This window comes from Limibacter armeniacum, from assembly GCF_036880985.1.
Taxonomy (GTDB): Bacteria; Bacteroidota; Bacteroidia; order Cytophagales; family Flammeovirgaceae; genus Limibacter; species Limibacter armeniacum.
Genome location: NZ_JBAJNO010000001.1, coordinates 288,891 through 302,780, shown reverse-complemented (window position 1 = coordinate 302,780; position 13,890 = coordinate 288,891). Strand labels below are relative to the sequence as shown.

Annotated in this window: 7 protein-coding genes; all 7 read right to left on the bottom strand. The window is 45.8% G+C overall.

Annotation, left to right across the window (positions count from 1 at the left end; genetic code table 11):
• Nucleotides 1-48 precede the first annotated feature (48 nt).
• The 7 genes from V6R21_RS01005 to V6R21_RS00975 all read right to left on the bottom strand — a co-directional run bounded on the left by V6R21_RS01005 (nucleotide 49) and on the right by V6R21_RS00975 (nucleotide 13,882).
• On the bottom strand, nucleotides 49-1,296 hold the full coding sequence (locus tag V6R21_RS01005) for a glycoside hydrolase family 117 protein (protein WP_334240066.1): 1,248 nt from the start codon (nucleotides 1,294-1,296) through the stop codon (nucleotides 49-51).
• A 195-nt stretch (nucleotides 1,297-1,491) separates the two neighbouring features.
• The gene (locus V6R21_RS01000) at nucleotides 1,492-4,044 is read right to left on the bottom strand and encodes a glycoside hydrolase family 2 TIM barrel-domain containing protein (protein ID WP_334240064.1); all 2,553 of its coding nucleotides are present in this window, start codon (nucleotides 4,042-4,044) and stop codon (nucleotides 1,492-1,494) included.
• On the bottom strand, nucleotides 4,041-5,867 hold the full coding sequence (locus tag V6R21_RS00995; protein ID WP_334240062.1) for an arylsulfatase: 1,827 nt from the start codon (nucleotides 5,865-5,867) through the stop codon (nucleotides 4,041-4,043). The genes V6R21_RS01000 and V6R21_RS00995 overlap by 4 nt, the downstream gene beginning before the upstream one ends.
• 178 nt (nucleotides 5,868-6,045) lie before the next feature.
• Entirely contained in the window at nucleotides 6,046-8,142 is a 2,097-nt protein-coding gene (locus V6R21_RS00990) for a right-handed parallel beta-helix repeat-containing protein (protein WP_334240060.1), read from the bottom strand.
• A gap of 32 nt (nucleotides 8,143-8,174) precedes the next feature.
• Complete coding sequence (locus V6R21_RS00985; RefSeq protein ID WP_334240059.1) at nucleotides 8,175-9,593, bottom strand: sulfatase family protein; 1,419 nt, start codon at nucleotides 9,591-9,593, stop codon at nucleotides 8,175-8,177.
• Nucleotides 9,594-9,671: 78 nt separating this feature from the next.
• A complete protein-coding gene (gene galB / locus V6R21_RS00980) occupies nucleotides 9,672-12,170 on the bottom strand; it encodes a beta-galactosidase GalB (protein WP_334240057.1) in 2,499 nt (832 codons plus the stop codon).
• A 26-nt stretch (nucleotides 12,171-12,196) separates the two neighbouring features.
• Nucleotides 12,197-13,882 carry a sulfatase-like hydrolase/transferase gene (locus V6R21_RS00975; RefSeq protein WP_334240055.1) on the bottom strand — a complete coding sequence of 562 codons (1,686 nt, stop codon included), beginning with the start codon at nucleotides 13,880-13,882 and terminating at the stop codon, nucleotides 12,197-12,199.
• Nucleotides 13,883-13,890 lie beyond the last annotated feature (8 nt).

The following is a 13,890-nucleotide window of genomic DNA, read 5'->3' as shown; positions in this document are numbered from 1 at the left end:
CATGAGCCAACCCGAACCATTGTTCAGATTGACTCATGCTGTTATCAATTACTGATTTTTACTTTTATTCTCGTTGGCAATCCGCTCCCGCTGTTTCTGGCTCAATCCCTGACGGAAATACACCTCCGGCGCATGGTACACCTGATGCCCTTTCATTTGTGGGTCATCCACATCCAAACTTAGGTCGCAATCAAAGCGCACCAGCATAGAGTGTTTCTTTCCTTTTTCTCCCATTCCAATAAAATGTGATAGTCCCCAAGTAATACCTCTACCGTCCTTTGTGTTCGTAAAGGCATCCGGTACATGCGGTCCTGCTGCTATTGGCATCAGTTCGGTAATGGAAGCAATCTCAAAGTTGACCCAGTCTTTCGCATACTGAATTGTGTTGTGTTCCGGTCCATCCTTGTAAACCAAAGCTGCCACTCCTTCCCTAAATGGGAACAGCGTAGTCTCATGTCCTGACGTAACAACAGGGTTCTGTGGATGCTTCTTAAAGGGTCCCAACGGGTTATCGGCAATAGCCACTCCCTGCATCCGAACCAGATGTGGTTTCTCGTTGAAGTCCGATTTGTAATAAAGGTAGATCTTGCCATCATGTACCAATGGATAAGGGTCATGGATCGAATATTGGTCCCACTCTCCTTCTGCTCCATTCGGGATAACAATCTTGTTGTAAGGCGTCCACGGTCCGTCCGGCGAATCAGCATAGGACACTGCTACAGGGCAGTCGTCTCCACGCTTTCCGCTGGCTTCCATAAAGCCTTGGTAATAGAGATAGAATTTGCCTTCCCATTCCAGAATGTCTGTGGTTGTTACTGAACGCCAGCCTACGATCGGTTTTTCAGGACGCTTGACCGCTACTCCCTGCTCTTCCCATGTAAAGCCATCTTCTGAAGTGGCATACCAGATTTCAGACAAATCCCAGTCAGAGGAAGGAATGGTATCATTGCTTTTTGCAGCTCCCTGAGGTGGTGTTGGGGTATGGCGGTAAGTATACCAAACATAGTATTTTCCATTATGATGAATCACTTTGGAAGGGTCACGGCGGGTAATGGTACCGTCATGTCCATTGTAATCAAAGCCTTTCAGTTCTGTGTATTTGAACTGACTGAACAGCTCATTTTCGTGGGGCTGTGGGGCTTCATAATCACGATAGATGCGCTCCATGGCGGCACTCATCTCACGGTTTGGCTTTTCATCGGGCAGAATAAAAGGAAATCCTGCTTGCTTTTGCATTGGCTTTTGGCAGGCTTGTACAGCTCCGATAATAGCGGCTGCCAGTAGTATTTTTCTCATCTTCATATTGTCAGTAAGTGATTCTCTCAACTTGAATTATGGATTATTTTTATTGATATATCGTCCTTTCAGGACTTCTAAAATGTATGTATCGTGTCGATGGGATAAATCCCATCGCTGAGATATTTAGTCCCTTCGGGACACAGGTCCTAAAGTGCGTTCTAATCTGCAAAGCTTAATCGTGGTCAATTATCATTATGCTTTAGGAGATTTTACCACCTGAATTTCAATGGATTGACTTTCAAAACCTTCCGCTTTTGCAGTGACAGTTACCGTTCCTGCTGTTTTGGTGGATTGAATGATGGTCAAGCATCTTCCTTTTGAAGTCAGTATGTTGTTCTTCTGAAAATCCTCTGTATTGGTTTTGGCACCATTGTCTACGCCCAGCAACTTCGCTTCTCCTTCTACTTCAAAGTTGACACGCACATCTTCCGTCTGAACAGGCACTCCTTTACTGTCCACCAATTGCACCACCAAATGCGATACATCATAGGCATTTGCCGTTAAGGTCGACTGATCTGCTGTCAGGAGCATTTTGACAGGCTTTCCTGCTGATTTCAGACTGGCTTTTTCCTCCAGATTGCCTAGTTTTGCCTTAGCTACCAGTTCTCCTTCTGCAAATGGCACTACCCATCTCATCAGTCTGTCAGGGCTTTCGGACATGCTTCTGTAGCCTAATGATTTTCCGTTCAGAAACAGCTCCACTGTTGCATAGTTGGCACATACTTCTACCAATACACTGTCACCTTTTTGGTAATTCCAATGCATATTGGAGTCTCTCCATTTGTATGATTTTTTGCTTTCAGCTACTGCAAAGCCTGATAGTGAGTCAGCCGTAAAACCCGATTCCGCCAGAGGAAGTGTACCAATTGAAAGGTGCGGCTGATCATTCCAAATACTTTTGAAGTAATTCCAACCCTGTACCTCAAATCCTGCCAAGTCCAGCATATCTCCCCATGCACTTTTCTCAGGCCAATCACCATGACGCTCACCCATATAGTCAATGCCTGTCCACATATACATACTGAATACGCCGGGATGCTCCAACACCTGTTTCCAATCATCCCATGTACCTGGACACTCGTTGATAGTCACCTGCTTGTGGGGAAAATGTTTCTGCGCCCAAGGAATGATGACATTACGGTAACTGTACCCCACCAAATCTACGGCATCTGCATAGCCACTTACATGGCTGACCTGTGGAATAATCAGATTGGCAGTGGTCGGTCTGGTGGTGTCGAGTTCTTTTACCCATCCGTTGATTCTTTTGGCAGTATTCGCCAAGATGTATTCGCCTTTTTCCCATTCATCATAGCGTTTCTTCAGCTCATCGGGGGAATACATCGGCAGCTTCCCGTAAAAGCCCGAATTCTTGTTCGGATTCTCATAATCGGTAAAGAAACCGGTGATGTAGCGGTAATGCAGGTAGGTCCACTCGATCTCGTTACCGATACTCCACTGAAATACGGATGGGTGGTTTCTATCCCTAAGCATAGTACGGGTCAGGTCACTTTTCGCCCAATCCTGAAAATGCTCCGAATAACCTCTCGTGATATAATCTTTGATGCGGTCATGCATGTTGAGACGCTTGTCTTTCGGATAATCCAATTCGTCAAAAATTTCATTCTGAACCAAAAAGCCCATTTCGTCACAAAGATTCAGAAACTCTTCCGAGAATGGATTATGTGATGTCCTGATGCCATTGACGCCCGCTTCCTTCAGTTTAGCTAGTCTTCTTCTCCACACGCCTTCCGGTACTGCTGCTCCTACCAAACCTCCATCGTGGTGCAAACAAACGCCTTTCACCAAAGTGGATTTCCCGTTCAGAAAAAAGCCTTCTCCTTCCTTAAACTCAAGCCTTCGGATGCCGAATGGCGTATTGTATTCATCCACTACCTTACCTTTAACCGATAAGGACGTAACGGCTTTATACATCGTAGGATGTTCCGTGTCCCAAAGTTTCGGATTGACTACATTCAGTGTCTGGGTGAAAGTAGCTGACTGACCTTTACCCAATTTTTGCTTTTGTACTTTTACTGCCACTTCATTTCCTGACTCATCCAAAATGAGGGTTTTCAGCTCAAAGCTGCTTGTCTTGGCTTCCTCATTCTTGACCTGAATTTGGATATTAACTTCAGCATTGCCCTGACTGATTTGAGGCGTGGTGACAAAGGTTCCCCAGATTGGAATATGCAATTTGTCAACTGTGATCAGCTTAACGTTCCGATAGATGCCGCTTCCCGTGTACCAACGGCTGTCTGCATATCTTGAGTGATCCACATGGACCGTCAGGACATTATCAGTACCATCAGTTTTCAGCTTGTCTGTCAGGTCAAAATAGACCGGAGAATAGCCATAAGGATTGATGCCCAATTCCTGTCCATTAAGCCAGAAAGTGGCATTATTGTAGACGCCATCAAAAAGGATAAAAGTGCTTTTCTCTTCCGGAGAAACAGGCGTCTGAAAATGCTTTTGGTAAACACCAACGCCGCCTGGAAGGTAACCCGTACAGCCCTCAAGGGTAGAATCAAAAGAAGCTTCCACACTCCAGTCATGCGGCAAGCGCACCGCTCTCCAATCTGCATCGGCAAGCGGTACTTTTGTGAGACTGCTAGTATCAGCGAGCAAGGTGAATTTCCAGTCAAAATTGAAATCAGTTTCCCGCTGTAAAGGAGCTTTTGCCTTTTCGGCAAAAGCACTAAAAATAACGCTGAAAAATGCCAGCGTAAGAATCAGTTTATTTTTCATAGTTCCGTTCCTAAATACGATACATAAGTGTAATAGACGCCGTAACGGCTTTTTCCTTCCATAAAATCGTTGACTAGTAAGGTCTTTCCCTTCTCCAATGCGACACTGAAAGTAACCGCCTCATCATCCGGTGATATGTTCTTTTCCAGCATTTGGTTAGCAACCCGAATGCTGACTTTCTCCGGACGGATGGTTTGGTAATTGAAGAGGTTTTTGGGATTCTCTTCCGGCGTCCCCCAAATAGGTCCCGGACATTCCTTGGGCCACCTTCTGCAAGAGATCAGGTAATAGCCTGCTTTCTCCACTTCCAAGACATGCGTGTTGTTGGTGTTCTTCATTCCGGCTGCCACTTGCTCACACTTCCAGATACCGCCATCCTCTCCGATGGCATGCTGAATGGTCAGCTTGATTTCATTTTGTGCGTTATTGCCTACTGTATTGACGGGCAGCTCCCTGTACACCGCATTCTTTTTGCTGTTTTGAAGGAAATCGGCATTCTGTTTCAGCAACTGCTGTACGACCTGCGGATTTTCCTTCGCCAAGTTTTGGGTCTGTTGTGGATCCAATCGAATGTCATACAAAGCACTGCCATTGATCAGGCGCCAGTCATCCTGCAGGATACAGGTCTGATCCACTTCCATAGGAGGACGCCAATCCTGCCGGTGATGCACAAATACGCTTCTCGGCTGATCCATTTTTTGCTTCTTGCCCAAAAGCAATGGTGATATATCCATTCCGTCCAGCTGCATCCCTTCAGGAATTGGAATCCCGCACAACCCTGCAAGTGTTGGCAGCAGGTCTACATGAGCAGCCAGCTCACTGATGTCTTTCCCTCCTTCGATTTTACCGTTTGGCCACTGAATAAAAAATGGTACACGGTGACCACCTTCCAGCTTGTCTCCTTTGATTCCTCGGAAACCCTTGTTGTAGCCCAACTTTCCATCACGGCTATACCCAAAGCGGCTGCCGTTGTCACTCATATAAATCAGAATGGTGTTTTCTTCCAATCCTTTCTCTTTCAGGAATTTTCTGAACTTTCCGAAGTTTTCATCAATGTTGGCAATCATGCCGTAGAGGTTGGCGCTGATGATCTTATCCCCTTCCAGATGCTTGTAAGGGGCTGCATACTTTTCTGCTACAATCAAGGGGTCATGCGGTGCGTTGGAAAGCAGGCAAACAAAAAACGGCTTGTCTTGGTGCGAGTCAATGAACTTCATGGTTTCACTGAACCAGACATCCGTACAGTAGCCTTTAAATTGCTTGGGTTCGTTGTTGACGTAATAGACATCGTCAAAGTAGCTGTTACCCCAATAGTCCGATAGTTCTCCAACGCCTCCAGCCAAATGATGTACAGCTACCTCAAAGCCACAGTCTGTCGGACGGACAGGGTAATTGTCGCCCAGATGCCACTTACCGAAAAGGGCGGTGCTGTAGCCGTTCTGCCTGAAAACATCCGCAATGGTTTTGGTGCCTTTTGACAGGGCATCCCTTCCCTTGAAAGTGGACCACGCCCCGTTGTTAATAGGGTAGCGTCCTGAAAAAATAGCGGCACGAGTCGGGGTACAAAGCGGGCTTACATGGAAATCTGTCATGCGGACCGCTTCTTTGTAAAAAGCATCGATATTGGGCGTTTTCAGCCAAGGGTTTCCATGACATCCCAAATCCCCAATGCCCTGATCGTCGGTGATGATCAGCACCACATTAGGCTTTGTAGGCTTGCCTTTTTCTTTTGCGATAGCTGTGCTGTTCAGTGCAAAAAGCATCACTGCAAAGAAGACTAATAAGTCCCTTTCAGCGAATCGCCATCTTGTATGCTTTTTCATTTTCTTAGTATCTGTTCAAAACAGGTATGTGTTGTTGCTGTATTGGTTTTCTATACCGAAAAAATGAAATATTCGATTGATGATAAGCGTAAAAAAGTGTCATTATCTGTATGCCCCCTTTATTGTCAATAAAAAACCCCTCAAAGAGGGGTTTCTATTTTTGATTGATATAAGGAATTTATTGTACCAATAATTTTCGGGATAGCGTCCTATTCTCTCCTTGAATTTGTACCACATACAATCCGGAGGAAGGAAATACTTCCTTATGAATGCTGTGTTCAGGTATTTGTTCCAGACTGACATATACCTTTCTGCCTGTAAGGTCATAGATACTGATCTTGGAAGCGTTCATGGTTTGAATTTTCAGGTATGGCGCATCCAATGGATTGGGGAACATCAGCCAATTAATAGCGCCTGAGTCTTGCGGCAATGCTGTCGGTACATCTTCCTCCCCTCCCATCACCGGATTGACACCCGGACGCCAAGGAGTTCGCTGATATTCGTAAGCCCCAATATCAGGAGCTGCTCCCATGTAATCATCTGTTATGCCGACAATCTGCTCTCCTGCATCTATGATGGCGGCATCCTGATGCGGACGAAAATCGTGTGCGGAAATATCCGTAAATGGATTCGTTGCATCAATCAGGTTGGAAGTAGCCGAAATATCTGTTCCGATAAACTCCCCACTGCTGCCGTAGTTGTTTTTCAGTACCACATCGTTGAGGGTATAGCCATTTTCCCAACGTCCCATTGTTCCTTCCACTTCATAGATGCTGTTGTTGTAAATGTCAATGTTCCAGTTGTCCCAATTCATCTGAATACCCGTCCAAGTTACGTTCCATACCACATTATGGTGAACCAAATATCCCTTGCTGTTATTGTCAAGGTAGATACCGGCAGCCCGACCATCAGCATAATCAGGCCCTTCAGAATCATGGAACCAGTTGTGATGGATCACGACATTCTTGTCATTGGCATTGCCTACTGTATAGAAAACACCTCCATCGTTGTTGATCAACATACAGTTGGATACATCGTTGTATGCAATCTCAGTGTCTGACCCTCCATTGTAGATACCATCGCGACCGGTCGTCTGAATAGTATTACCATAGATAACGGCATTTGGTGCGCTACAACGGATCGGGGAAGCATGAATTCCTACCGTATTACAATTACGGATATAATTGTTGCTGATATTGACATTCGTTTTGTTACCCCAACCCTGCACGAATACGCCATTGAGTGAGCTTCCGTCAATTGTATTGTTGCTAACGGTTACATAGCTACTTCTCACTAGTACCGCTGCATCAGCTACCTGCGCATCCGTATTGTCCAGCTCATCCAGTATCTGCAATCCATTGGTGATGGTCGTGTTTCTCAGTTCACAATTGTCTGCACTGATGTCCACCTTACCACCAAATGTATTGATGCCATCTACGTAGACATATGTTTTGTTGAGGTTGATCGTTTTGCTGCGGGCGCCTACTTCTACTTTCAGCGTTGATGGATTCAAGTTATTCGGTGCCTGAAAATAGACATACCCATCTTTGTAAAACCATTCACGCTCATAGTCCAATGCATCCAATACGCCCATGAGGTAAAAGCGACCGAAGTTGTTGTTTCTCTTGACCGTTGGGTTATGCGGATTAAAGGGCCACTTGGTAATGTCCACTCCCTCAAAATTAACTGTAGTGGTTGTACTTGAAGTAATCTCACGTGTCCAGCTTGTACCGGAATGTGCTCCCAAATACCAAATATAACCACCTGCCCAGCTATGGGATGGAAGATCATGACTCTCCACTGAAGACGCTGTACCGCTTGTCACGTTCCAAGCATCAATAGTGTAAGGATTACTGTCCTCATTGTTGGGCCAACGTGCCCAATCCATCGGCTTGTCATTGCAGAAAAGCATATTCTGCCGACCGAGCGTCATGGTGTAAGCAGCCTTGTAGATATTACCCGAATGCTGTTCCCAAGTGTCGAGGATTTCTGTCGCTGAGATCAAGACATCCTCACCGTCGTAACTGGTATACACAATGGGTTTTCCTGCTTCCCCGTTGCTTTGAGGTTGCAGTACTTCGCGGTAAATACCCTCCATAATAAAACAGGTATCACCTGCTGACAGCATGGAAGAAGCCTTGGCAATGGTCAGAAACGGAGCTGACAAGGTACCTACATTGGTATCAGCTCCCGACTTTGCTACATAATAGTTGGTTGCAGACGCCGTATGTGCCATCAGCAAGCCAATCAGCACAATCAGTTTATTCAATTTCATCTTTGTTCAGAAGTTTAATAATGCTTCAAGAATTAAAGTCCACTCTTCCGCTCTCCTGCACTTGCTCTGTCGATAAATGATTGACGTTTTCCTTCTTCCTTGCGGACATTCTCCATGTGTGGGTCCTGCCATTTTGCTTTCTCTGTGTCTTTACTCCATTCCTGATACAGCTTTGTCAGTTCTTTCACTTTTTCAGGAAGCTGTTCGGCCAAGTCGTTGCGCTCATAGGCATCCGCTTCCATATCGAAAAGCAATTCTTTCTGCTTAAACCCTGAATAGATTAGTTTGTACTGACCATGTCTTACGGCATAACCTGCACCATCTGAATATCGCCAGAAAAGTGTCTGGTGCGGCGCTTTCCTGTTTTTACCATGCAGATAAGGCAACAAACTTACTCCATCCAGTTCCTTTTTGGGCTTGGCTGTATTGGATGCTTCCACCACAGTCGGGAAAATATCCAAAGCAGAAATGGCTTCCCCGTAATGTTTGCCACCTTTGATACCTTCAGGCCATGAAATCACGAAAGGTACCCGAATGCCTGCCTCAAAAAGCATCCCCTTGTGTCCACGGAAAGGATAACCACTTGCACCGCTTCCATGCGGTCCATTATCACTGTAGAATACGATTAAAGTATTTTCGTACTCACCGGTTTCTTTCAATTTTGCAATCACTTTTCCGATTCCTTCATCCATGCCTACTACCATTGCGGCATAAGCGGCTCGCTCTCCATCTTCAATGTGTGCTACCTTGTCCAAGTACTTTTTGGGTGCCTGAATCGGGGCATGTGGCGCATTGTATGCCAAATACATAAAGAATGGTTTTTCTGATTGGGCATACTCCTCAATATACTCAGCTGCTGCCTCTGAAAAATCGTCCGTCAGATAAGTCAGCTCATCTTTTGGTACAATTTCCCCGTTGCGCAATACACCTGAAATGGCAGGTTTATTTCTAAGATTACTCCAGTAGTCCATTCCACCACCGTAGAAACCGAACCAGTCATCAAAGCCACGTTGGATGGGCCAGTAGCGTTCCGTATTGCCCAAATGCCATTTTCCTATGGCACAGGTCTGATAGCCTTGCGACTGCAGATGCTCTGACAGCATCAGCTCTTCCAATGGCAGTCCGTCTCCATCTTCATCTCCTGCATAATCATTGTGAATGTTATTCTCGTGACCGAAACGTTGTTGGTACCTGCCACTCAATAGTCCGGCACGGCTCGGGCTGCAGTATGGATGGCTTGCATAACCTTGATTGAAAATAACGCCCTGCTTTGCCAACTGATCCAGATTGGGCGTCGGGATGTCGGAGCCATTAAAGCCGACATCTCCCCAACCCTGATCATCCGAAATGATGATGATGATATTAGGAGGAGGTGTTTTCTTGGAAACGGGCGGATTGTTTGCCTGCAACACTGAAGGAAGCAGCAAGAGTGCCATCAGTATTTTTTTCATTTTATGTGATGTCTTGGTAAAAAATGTGGGTTATTGAAAAAGGCATTGACTGACTGCCAATGCCTTTTCATCAATCAATTACAAAGCCTGATCCTGAAGGTTGATCTCAATAGATGCTGATTCCAATCCTTCGGCAGTTGCTTTCAAGGTGAACTGACCTTTCGCCTCTTTTTCAGCTTTCAGAATTGCCAATGCCATTCCACTGAACACTTCCATATGTTTACCTTGTAAAGGGGTGAGAGATGCTGCATTGCCATTGCCTACGCCTGCGATTTGTCCTGCTCCCTCAATTTCAAACTGAATATCGTTGGACGCTGTGTAGCACAAGTTGCCGTCCTTATCCACCACTTTAACGGTTACATAAGAAAGGTCTTTTCCATCCGCAATAATCGCTGAACGGTCTGCTTCCAACGCAATGTGATGCGGCTTGCCAGCAGTGTGGATCTCTTTTTCCACCATCACTTTTCCGTTGGTATAGCCGATTACCTTGATACTTCCCGGCTCATAAGGCACTTCCCAGTTCAGGCGGTATTTGGACATCAATGGTTTTTCTGAGTCCCAGAATCTGTTGACCATCGGGATTGGTGTCAAGTCCACGCCCTTCACTTTCTTGCCATATGATTTGCCATTGACAATCAGTTCCACTTCCTCACAGTTGGTAAAGGCATGAACAGGAATAATATCCCCTTCTTTACCTTCCCAGTTCCAATGTGGCAGTACATGTACCATTGGTTTTTTACTCCATTGGCTTTGGTAAAGGAAATAACGGTCTTTCGGGAAACCACACATATCAGCCGCACCAAAGTAAGAGGAGTGTACTGGCCAGTCGCCATTCCAGTAACCATTGGTTGAGTTGTCTCTTCCACCGTATGGTGTCGGCTCGCCCAAGTAGTCAAAACCTGTCCAGATAAACTCACCCAATACATTTGGGTTCTCTGCCAGCATATCGAACTCATGCTCCGGTGGGTAAGACCAGTTTGGACCGATCAGGTCATAACTTGTTACCTGATTTGACTCATGTGTCTTGTATGGCTCAATCGGGAAATGGTAAACGCCTCTTGAACTTGTACAAGATGAGGTTTCCGACCCGTAGATAATCCAATCAGGATGTTGTGTCAGGATTTCCTTGTACTTCATCGGCTTGTAGTTGAAGCCCGGGATATCCACCTCTTCTGCCAGTTTATTGATTACTGAAGCCGGATAGTAGTTGAAACCTGCCGTTACCGGACGAGAAGTATCCTCGTCCTTGGTGATACGTGCCAATCTGCAGGTTTCTTTCCAGCCGTCTTTCTGACTTTGCTCCAGAATTTCGTTTCCAATACTCCACATTATGATGGATGGGTGGTTGCGGTCTCTTCTGATCAGATCCCTCAGGTCTCTCTCGCTCCACTCATCATAGAACTTGTTATAGCCATTTTCCACCTTTGCCATTTTCCAACAGTCAAAAGCTTCATCGATGACCAGCAATCCCATTTCATCACACAGTTCCAATAATGCTTTTGAAGGAGGGTTATGGCTTGTACGTACCGCATTGGTACCCATGTCTTTCATAATCTGCAGCTGACGCTCTTTGGCTCTGCGGTTCACAGCTGTTCCCAATGGTCCCTGATCATGGTGCAGACATACACCCTGCAATCTAACATGCTTGCCATTCAGGAGAAATCCTTTATCGGCCGTGAAAGAAATCTCACGAACGCCAAAAGTTGTTTGCTTCTTGTCCAGCAGTTCATTGCCTTTCTTGACAAATGTAACCGCCTTGTATAAATAAGGATTCTCCAAATCCCAAAGCTGTGCCTTTTCCAAGACGATGTCCTGCTCTACTTCCGTTTGTCCTCCTGCATTCAGTTTCACTTCAGAAGTGATGCTTTTTACCTGCTCTCCCAACTTGTTCAGTACTACTGTTTCCAGTTGTAGGGTTGCCGCTTCTGAAGAGGTGTTCACCAACTCAGTCTTGATATTGACAGTGGCATTTCCATTCTCAATTTTAGGTGTTGTAATGAATGTACCATCAAAAGCGACATGCACAGGGTCTTTGTATTCCAACCACACATCACGGTAGATGCCGGCACCCGGATACCAACGTGAACTTAGGTCTTCGGGCGCACATTTTACGGCAACGGTGTTCTCCTCCCCAAACTTCAGGTAAGGAGTCATATCCAATTGGAATCCGCTATAACCGTATGGACGTCCGCCAATCAGTTGTCCGTTTACCCATACCTGCGCTCGGTTCATCACACCTTCGAAGTGGATAAACGCTTTTTTTCCTTCCAACTGTCTAGCCACCTTGAAGGTCTTGCGGTACCAACCGATGCCGTGGAAAGGCAAACCACCTGCACGGGCATTGTATTGAATGTCAAATGGTCCTTCAATAGCCCAATCGTGCGGAAGGTCTAATTTACGCCATTTACTATCATCAAAATCGGGACTCATGCCCTTTTCCTGTTCTCCTTTAGTGAACTTCCAACCATCATTGAAGCTGATTTCCTCCAAGTATTGTAGCTCTTCCTGCGATGCCTGCCTGGTACAGGCAAAAAGCCCAAACCATAACCATAGCACATATATTGAATACTGTCTCATTTCTGTAGTTTTAGTTTATTGGGGTCTTATTCATGGATGGGTGCATGTTTTTTCTGCCACTCTGCCTGAGACTCATTCGTGAAACGTTCAACCAAAGGCTGCCCTTCTCCACGAGCCATTCGTATTTGCTTCTCCCATACTTTTCTCATTTCCTCCAGCTTTTCCTTATGCTTGTTGTCGGGTGCGAGGTTATGCTCTTCTATTGGGTCATCCGAAAGGTGGTAAAGCTCCTCGTAAACGGGTTGTTCCCCTTCCAGTGGACCTTCTGCATAACTACGGTAAACCGGTATTTCCTTGTCGTTCATGCCATACAATACCTTATTCACCGATACGCCCAGTTGCTTGGCATATTTGATGCGCGCGGTGGCCGAGAAGTTCTCATTCTTGTAGTAGCGGATGTATTTCCATTCCTTGTCCTGTACAGCTTCACAACGCGGATTTCCGAAGTGGGTAGACCAGAGGTTTTCTGTATAGAGGTAGTCACGCACTTCTTTTCTTTCGGTCAGCAGTTCAGAAAGGTCTTTTCCCTGAAAAGCCGCAGGCGATTGCACACCTGCTTTTGCCAGCAGCGTGGGGGCGATGTCAATGCTCTGCACCAAAGCATCTGTCTTGTCTATTTTCTTGCGTTTCGGCACAGTTGGGTCCATAATAATCATGGGAACGTGGGTACACTGCTCGTACAGCAATGCCTTGCCCCCCAATCCGAATTGTCCCATCAGCAAACCGTGATCTGAAGAGAATACGATAATGGTATTCTTATCCAGCTTCAGTTCCTTGAGCTTGTCACGCAGCTTGCCTACCAAGAGGTCAATTCCAGTCATGGCCTGATATTGCCTGATGTAACGCTCTTTGGTACCTTCAGGGGTATTTACATAATCGTAAATCGTTTGGCGGTCTTCCACACGGTGAATATCGGCAGGCAGTTTTGGTGTTTTGACATCTGCTTTCGCCACATAGTTCTTAGCCAAAGGAATTTCCTGATCCCTGTAAAGGGTCTTATAGATTTCAGGGTCGCTGTCCCGCATCTGCATGCTTTCTGTACCTGCTCCATGCGGTAGGTTAAAGCAGATATTCAAGGCAAATGGTTTATTTTCCGGACGCTTGTCCAGTGCCTTGATGGCTTTTTCGAGCCTGAACTCATTGTTGTCCAACACATCCAAAGCAGCTTCTCCGACTACTTCTACCTGTGTGTCTTCCTTAGCTCCAGCGAAAATCTTATGTCTTTCTTTAGGGTAAAATCCCAAGTGCTGATGTCCGGCATACCAATAGTCAAATGACTTTTCCATTATGCCTGTATTATAACCGTTATCCCCTATTGGCGAGTGATTCTTTCCAACATAGGCAGTAAAGTAACCTGCCTTGCGCAGCAGCATCGGGTAAGAATTTTCCCACGCCTCTTCCGCCATTCCCGTACCTGAGTTAAAATTGACACCATGCTTACGCTCGTATTGGGAAAGCAGAATGGAAACCCTGCTTGGCATACAAATCGGGCTAGTTATATGAGCATTGGTAAACAGCGTCCCCTCATCCGCTAGACGGTCAAGGTTAGGGGTTTTGACCACAGGGTTTCCTGTACCCCCCATGTACCCATAAGACTGATCATCTGTCAGGATAAAAATGATGTTTGGGCGTTCATCTTTTGTTTGCTTCTGTGCCATCAAGCCGATGATCGGCAAGAAGAGTATCCACAGAAATAATGTAAGTTGCTTCATTGCTATTG